This is a genomic window from Helicobacter trogontum (assembly GCF_000765905.2).
GTDB classification, from domain to species: domain Bacteria; phylum Campylobacterota; class Campylobacteria; order Campylobacterales; family Helicobacteraceae; genus Helicobacter_A; species Helicobacter_A trogontum.
The window spans coordinates 1-6,386 of record NZ_JRPL02000047.1 but is presented as its reverse complement, the minus strand read 5'-3'; the positions used below and the strand labels follow the sequence as shown (position 1 = coordinate 6,386).

Genomic DNA, 6,386 nt, shown 5'->3' with positions numbered 1-6,386 from the left:
TCCATAGGACTACAATGTTCAAATAATGATTCTATATTGTGCTTATATGTGCAATCTATCCTATGCCATTGCCACATATATTCCTTGCCAAAAGTAAGGGTTGTAAGCAAAGAAAGCAAAAGACAACATGCTAACTTTTTCATTTTTGCCCCTTATTGTAAGATAAGTTTTTGCGTATTTGAGTTAGAATATCGTGCCTCTTTGTATTGTGTGCAGGTTTTCCTTGCAATATACTATATAGTCGCGAGCTTATATATTTTTTCATAACTCCTTTATATTAGTGTGGTATTGTTAATGTTTGCCTTTGAGTGAGGATAAATAATGCATTAGAACCAAATGAAGTCATCATTGCTTATATGGATAATGATATAGATAAGCCATTTATATCTGGAAGTTTATATAATACAACTAATCCTAGCCTAATACATAATCCCCTAGATTCCCATAAGACTTCTTTATCAAGTAGAACAATAAACCTAACAAATATAAGAAACTTAATAAGCCAAACAAATTCAAAAAACCAACAAGTTTAACATAAACAACAGATACAACAAATTCTTGAACATATCAGATTTATAAGCATTAACAAATTTATTAAGCATAACATAATTAATAAAATTGTACTAATAGATTCACTAAACCGAGTAGATTCATCACAAACAGAGCTTTCAAACACAGCAAGTATGTTAGAAGATGTGGAAGAAGTAGTTGCTGGACAAATTATAGGATATAGTGGGGTAAGTAGCGTTGGCTCTACTTATGGAGCACATTCGCATTTTGAAGTATCATCTAGTCAAAATAATGGAATTTCCTGTTATAGAATCAATCCTGCTTATTTTTTCCATTACAAAAATCATAATGAATTAACAAATGGAGAAAGAAATATTCAGTATAATACTTCACGAATACTGCATAGGGAGTAAAATGAGGTATTTGATATTTTCTTTATGCTTTATTTTTTATGTTTGTGCACAAGATTCTCACACATTACAATGGCAAAATATGGATTGCAACGAAAGCGATGATTTGCTCATAAGGTTGTATGGCTTTATTCCTGCATGTATGGATAAAGATTGCAAAATAAGTTTATGTCAAGGCGGACTACAAAATGCACGAAAAGTATTTATCAACTCAAATGATATAGCAGATGCTTATAAGCAATGGTATCAGCAAGATGGGGATATGTCTCAGATGTTAGACAATATGCCTTTAGTAAATACGACTATTGCACTTTATAAAAATATTATAACGCCATATATACGCTATACTTGGAAAGATTATAAAACACTTATTATAGAAGAAGAATATGAGTGTAATGAAGTTGATAGCACATACCCATTGGACGATATATCATCTTTTGGCAAATAAGAGATAAGGTATTGATTATAGAAATTTCTAATCAGGTATGCTAGATTAAAAGAGTGGAGGGGGTAATGTTATGAAAAAATTGATCAGAAAGATTTTGCATAACATTTACTAAAAAACATGACTTTGATGAACGGGCAAGTAGTCTTTGGAACCAAAAATCTACATTACTTCTAAGGAAAAATATTTTAGCTTTTAACAAGACATCCATATTAGTTTCTCATCAGACAAGCTTAAGCATAAGAACTCTTTACTCCACAAAGCAATACAGAAAAGATAGAGGATACAAACTCTCATTTTATAGAATCTGGATTAAATGAACTTACCCTATCAAATATAAAAGATAATGAAGAAATCTATGTAAGAGCACAAAAAGACTATAGAGAATCTATAAACAATAATTTCTCTCAAACTATACACAACAATAAAGATTCTAAAGTAAAAGGAAGTTACACAGAATCTATTACTAAATATCATAAGCAAGAAATATTAGGCTTAAAAGATGTAAGAGTTGGAGCAGAATATCTTACTAATGTAGCACTAAGTAAAGATACTATAGTAGTATTAAGTAATACTCTAAATATTGGAGAGAATAACAAACTAAGAGTAGCAAAGGATAGTAGTGAATATGTTGGGGGAGATAAAGAAGTGGAGATAGGTAATAGTCTTTCTAGTAGTATTTGAAGTTGGGGGACTAGTAGAGAAGAAATAGAGGGAGTTTTATATGTAAGTATTAAAGGAGAGAAACAAGAGCATATTGAGGGGAGTTTTACGCAGAGTGTAGTAAAGGATATTGATGTATTTGTTGTTAATAACCATACTATAACCACAAATTCAAGTATATTTCTCAATGCCAATGAAAATATGACTTTAGAATCTAAAAAACATTTAACACTACATTCTTATACTTCTGATATAAATGTGGCAACAGATATGGTTATCCAGGCAAATAATACTCTAAACTTTAATATAGGAGAGAGCATAATTATAGCTTCAAGTGATAACATAACTTTAAAAGCAGGTGGTGTGGAAGTAGTTATAGATTCTAATGGTTTAGTAGTTAAAGGTGGAGAGATTAAAGCGGAGTAATGAATAAAGAAAGTTGTAAAATATATTAAAATATATTATTTGATAAGAATTAACTAGGAAAGAACAAATGTCAAATAAAGAAAACGCGCAAAGTTATAGCAAAGAAACCATACGCATACGCATTAGAGATATGCAAAATAATCCTATTACTAATGCGGAAGTTGTTTTATTGGCTAGTGGGCAAAGAAAGGAGCGAAAGATTGCTTTACCCAATAAAACAAATTCTCAAGGAGAAATTATTTTTAACCTCCAAGAACACATTAAAAATATCAATAGACTTGAAATCACAATCAATCATCCAGATTATTATCCATTCCTATAAACCGCAATAGAAAAATATGTAGGAGCTATGAGTATGGATATTTATGTATAGAAAGTTTTGCTAAGATACCTACATTTTATTTTAATGGTAAAACGCTCAATATATCTCATTATCCAAACCCTACTAAAACATACGCTTTAAAAACCCTATTAAATCAAGATTCTAGTATTCAAACACAAAGAGAATATTATATACAATTACAAGAAAACTCAACCTCTCTTAAAATCTATACAGATGAGAATTTCACCAAAGAAAGTGAGTATGCTTTATCCTTAGAGACTACCACGCAAACAAAATCCAATCAAATACAATACACACAACAAACAAGACAAACACAAGACTTGCAAGCAGAATCTACACTATCACAATTTAATACTACTATGATATTAAACTTTGATTCTAAAGAAAGCCTAGAGAGATTCACAAAAGATATACAAGAGATTATCATTAAAGACAAAAAGAAAGGGAATACTAAATTGGTGCATAGGTTTGTGGTGGGAAATCGTATACAAATCATCTCTAAAAATTCTAACTTTACCAACAAAAGCAGCAAAACAGGTTTGCAAACACTGACTTATTTTCAGATTCATAGCTCATACAAAATAAAAAAGCTTGTGTATGATAGGGATACAATTCAAAGCATTATCAAAACAAAAGATATAGAATCTATCAAAAGCTTTTTGCAGGATTATCCCACACAGTCACAGACCTTTGATTATTTTGTGAATGCGGAAGAAAAAATCAAGCGGTATTATTCTTTGCCTGTAATGAGAATGGAGAAATAAGCTTTGAAAGAGGATACTTTGTCCAGCTTGGGTTTGAAGCCATAGATGTGGCAGATTTTATCATCAAGGAAATGAGAACAAATGTAGCGAGTAAGGAAGCAAAGGAAATAAAAGATATGCTAGAGATAGAGAGAACTCTCATAAAGCAATCACCAGTCAATGCCATAGGATTATTTACCCCAGCAGGAAAGGCTTTTGCAATGTCAAGCAAAATACAATCGCTTTGGAAATTTAGAGAAATAATTGATACCAATAAGCCGTGGGACCATAAACCACAGATTTGGGATTTATATCCCACTATGGGACTATCCACGCCATTTTATCATCGATATATACACAATGGCAAATATTATGAAATCAGCTATAATATATGGAGCAATATACACTTTGGCTATATAGGCAAGGCGATTGGGTTTTGGGAATGGTTGTTGAAAAAAGGGGCAGATTGGGCAAAAAATGGCTTTTTTGGTGATGATCCTAAGGATAAAGCAGCCATAGACATAGGATACCAACTCTATGATACTTATAAAGAGAATCTCTTAAGATTCACTGCTGAACAATTACTAGATATAATTTTAAAAAATAAGCACAATCTCAATGTTAAAGAGGTTAACAATGACTGAATTGCCCTTTTATTGCGAAATAGCAAGTAAGGCTAATGATATTATGTGGATAGTAGTGGGCGTAACCTTTATTTTTCCAATAATTCCTTTTTTATCTTTATGCCTTGTTGTATGGAATCTAAACTTACTATGGGAGTTAAAACAAGAATTTAAAAAGAAAGATTCTACCCTTAAAAAGCAACTACAAGAAAGAAAGAGAAACTTAATAAAAAGAATAGCCTATGCCTCTATTTTGCCGATTATGTATCTATGGTTTTTATCGCAAGATTTAATAATGGGGAATCTGTTTGGGATAACATATCACAAATTAACGATGACTTTTACACTATTTTTCTTGCCAATTATATTTTTTGCTTATAATGCCATCTTATTGCTTTTTTCTTATACTCGTGTTAATTTTTCCCTCAAATACAATTTTAAATCAAAAAGAATGGGGTATATTATAACTATTGTTGCATTGTCGTGTTATTTATGTTGTTTTGTATTGGGAGTGGTTGTGTATAGAGGCTCACCTTGCAGACTTTAAAAGCAATATTTAAACATTAAGGAAGTTAAACAATGATCGAATTGCCTTTGTATTGCAAGATAGCAGCAGAAGCTCGTAGTATGTTGTGGATATTTTGGTTTATTCCAATAGCTCCTTTGCTCTCTTTATGTCTTGTTGTATGGAATCTAGGCTTACCATGGGAGTTAAACAAGAATTTAAAATAATCCCTCTACCCTTAAAAAGCAACTACAAGAAAGAAAGAGAATCTTGATAAAAGGTATCGCCTATGCCTCTATTTTACCAAGTATGCATCTGTCATTTTTCTTGCAGGATTTTTTGGTACAAAGGCTTTTTGGAATAACACATTATGGCTTAGGATTTATCTTGTTAGATTTGTTATTAGGTATTCTTAGCATTTATAATATTATTTTATTTATTCTCTCTTACACGCATTGCAATTTTGCTATCAAGCATAATCTCAAAAAAAGGCGCATAGAGTATGTCATTATCATTGTGCCAATGATTACTTATGTCGTCTTAGATATTCTAGCTCGATTTCACAATGCACCAGCTTGTTTGAGAGGTCTGGGTTGAATTAATAATAGAGCGCAAAAACAGATATAATCACAAAATGTTATATGGGGAGATGATAACTACAAAGTGCCACATAGAGAGTTACAACAATACCTGAGCTATAACTTTGGAAGCTTGGTAATCTTGCCTATATCTTATGAATTGGGAGAATATGAATAATGAATATAAAACTTTGCCTCTTGTTTTTTGTCGTATGTTTTTTACATGCTTGTAGTCATAATAGTGATTTGCAAACAACAAACATTGCTATAAAAAACATCACTTCATTAAGCCAAAAAGATATGGAAAAATACATTCCACCCTCTTTGGACTATGGCGAATTAGACGAGAAAGCTAGCCAATTAGCCCTAGAGTGCAATGGTACGCGTGAAGCTGAAAAGCGTGCGAGTTTATTTATAGCCAACCCTAGACAAATAGACAATATCTTGATTTGTTATGATTATTATCATGCTAGCATGCTTAGTTCTAGTAAAGTTATTTTGCATATTAGGGATTTAACAAACAATAAACATCTATCGTTTAAGAATGCGGGCTTTTCAGATATATCTGCAGACAAAGAGTTAATATTAATTGCTCAAAAAGGCAAGTTTTTTCTCTTTTCAAAGACGCTTGATATTATTAAAACATTTAATGAAAAGCCAATATTTTCAAATACTAGGTTTAGTTCGGCACATTTTTCACAAAATCAAAAATATATTGTGCTTGAAACAGATGATCAAGTCTCTATTTATGACTTTAATACATATAAACTTCTCTATCGTATTAAAGCAAACTCCAATACTGATTTTTACATAACACCCACATTTGTATATATTGAATCAAAAAAGACAAATGAAATGCAATTTATCGCATTAGGGGATAAGCTACATACATTTGTCATTTCATCGAAAGAGCTACTTGAAGCTTATCCTTATATTACATTTGCAAAGTTTCCTAAGTATCTCATTGCAATGGATAGAAAGTTGGAATTTTATCTTGTTGAGTTAGAAAGTTTGTAGCAAACATAGCAAATACCATTGAACCAAACACCATTGAACAAGGTTATAATGAACTCACTCTATCAAATATAAAAGATAATGAAGAAATCTATGCAAGAGCACAAAAAGACTATAATGAATATA

Annotated in this window: 11 protein-coding genes; all 11 read left to right on the top strand. The window is 31.2% G+C overall.

The window, feature by feature from the left end; genetic code table 11:
* Positions 1–683 precede the first annotated feature (683 nt).
* A complete protein-coding gene (locus LS81_RS10205; protein ID WP_034347866.1) occupies positions 684–923 on the top strand; it encodes a M23 family metallopeptidase in 240 nt (79 codons plus the stop codon).
* Between the two features lies 1 nt (position 924).
* The gene (locus tag LS81_RS10200) at positions 925–1,368 is read left to right on the top strand and encodes a hypothetical protein (RefSeq protein ID WP_034347865.1); all 444 of its coding nucleotides are present in this window, start codon (positions 925–927) and stop codon (positions 1,366–1,368) included.
* Between the two features lie 273 nt (positions 1,369–1,641).
* Positions 1,642–2,049: a bacteriophage T4 gp5 trimerisation domain-containing protein gene (locus tag LS81_RS12555; RefSeq protein WP_419664418.1), complete on the top strand. Its 408-nt coding sequence runs from the start codon at positions 1,642–1,644 to the stop codon at positions 2,047–2,049.
* 180 nt (positions 2,050–2,229) lie between these two features.
* Positions 2,230–2,454 carry a hypothetical protein gene (locus tag LS81_RS10195; protein ID WP_052096529.1) on the top strand — a complete coding sequence of 75 codons (225 nt, stop codon included), beginning with the start codon at positions 2,230–2,232 and terminating at the stop codon, positions 2,452–2,454.
* A 67-nt stretch (positions 2,455–2,521) separates the two neighbouring features.
* A complete protein-coding gene (locus LS81_RS11770; protein WP_052096528.1) occupies positions 2,522–2,776 on the top strand; it encodes a hypothetical protein in 255 nt (84 codons plus the stop codon).
* Between the two features lie 341 nt (positions 2,777–3,117).
* Positions 3,118–3,561 carry a hypothetical protein gene (locus LS81_RS11765; protein ID WP_199769775.1) on the top strand — a complete coding sequence of 148 codons (444 nt, stop codon included), beginning with the start codon at positions 3,118–3,120 and terminating at the stop codon, positions 3,559–3,561.
* A gap of 71 nt (positions 3,562–3,632) precedes the next feature.
* Positions 3,633–4,184 carry a polymorphic toxin type 44 domain-containing protein gene (locus tag LS81_RS10185; RefSeq protein ID WP_034345718.1) on the top strand — a complete coding sequence of 184 codons (552 nt, stop codon included), beginning with the start codon at positions 3,633–3,635 and terminating at the stop codon, positions 4,182–4,184.
* Positions 4,177–4,710, top strand: coding sequence for a hypothetical protein (locus LS81_RS10180; protein ID WP_034345721.1), 534 nt, complete (start codon positions 4,177–4,179; stop codon positions 4,708–4,710). Before LS81_RS10185 ends, LS81_RS10180 begins: the two co-directional genes overlap by 8 nt.
* A gap of 32 nt (positions 4,711–4,742) precedes the next feature.
* Positions 4,743–4,895, top strand: coding sequence for a hypothetical protein (locus tag LS81_RS11420; protein WP_158659437.1), 153 nt, complete (start codon positions 4,743–4,745; stop codon positions 4,893–4,895).
* 43 nt (positions 4,896–4,938) lie between these two features.
* Positions 4,939–5,265 carry a hypothetical protein gene (locus LS81_RS10175; protein WP_034345724.1) on the top strand — a complete coding sequence of 109 codons (327 nt, stop codon included), beginning with the start codon at positions 4,939–4,941 and terminating at the stop codon, positions 5,263–5,265.
* 158 nt (positions 5,266–5,423) lie between these two features.
* On the top strand, positions 5,424–6,263 hold the full coding sequence (locus LS81_RS10170; protein ID WP_034345726.1) for a hypothetical protein: 840 nt from the start codon (positions 5,424–5,426) through the stop codon (positions 6,261–6,263).
* Positions 6,264–6,386: the final 123 nt, after the last annotated feature.

Coding starts and splice junctions, on each gene's coding strand:
- LS81_RS10185 (WP_034345718.1), top strand. CDS start 3,633: ATGAGAACAAATGTAGCGAGTAAGGAAGCAAAGGAAATAAAAGATATG.
- LS81_RS10170 (WP_034345726.1), top strand. CDS start 5,424: ATGAATATAAAACTTTGCCTCTTGTTTTTTGTCGTATGTTTTTTACAT.
- LS81_RS10180 (WP_034345721.1), top strand. CDS start 4,177: ATGACTGAATTGCCCTTTTATTGCGAAATAGCAAGTAAGGCTAATGAT.
- LS81_RS10200 (WP_034347865.1), top strand. CDS start 925: ATGAGGTATTTGATATTTTCTTTATGCTTTATTTTTTATGTTTGTGCA.
- LS81_RS11420 (WP_158659437.1), top strand. CDS start 4,743: ATGATCGAATTGCCTTTGTATTGCAAGATAGCAGCAGAAGCTCGTAGT.
- LS81_RS10195 (WP_052096529.1), top strand. CDS start 2,230: ATGACTTTAGAATCTAAAAAACATTTAACACTACATTCTTATACTTCT.
- LS81_RS10205 (WP_034347866.1), top strand. CDS start 684: ATGTTAGAAGATGTGGAAGAAGTAGTTGCTGGACAAATTATAGGATAT.
- LS81_RS11770 (WP_052096528.1), top strand. CDS start 2,522: ATGTCAAATAAAGAAAACGCGCAAAGTTATAGCAAAGAAACCATACGC.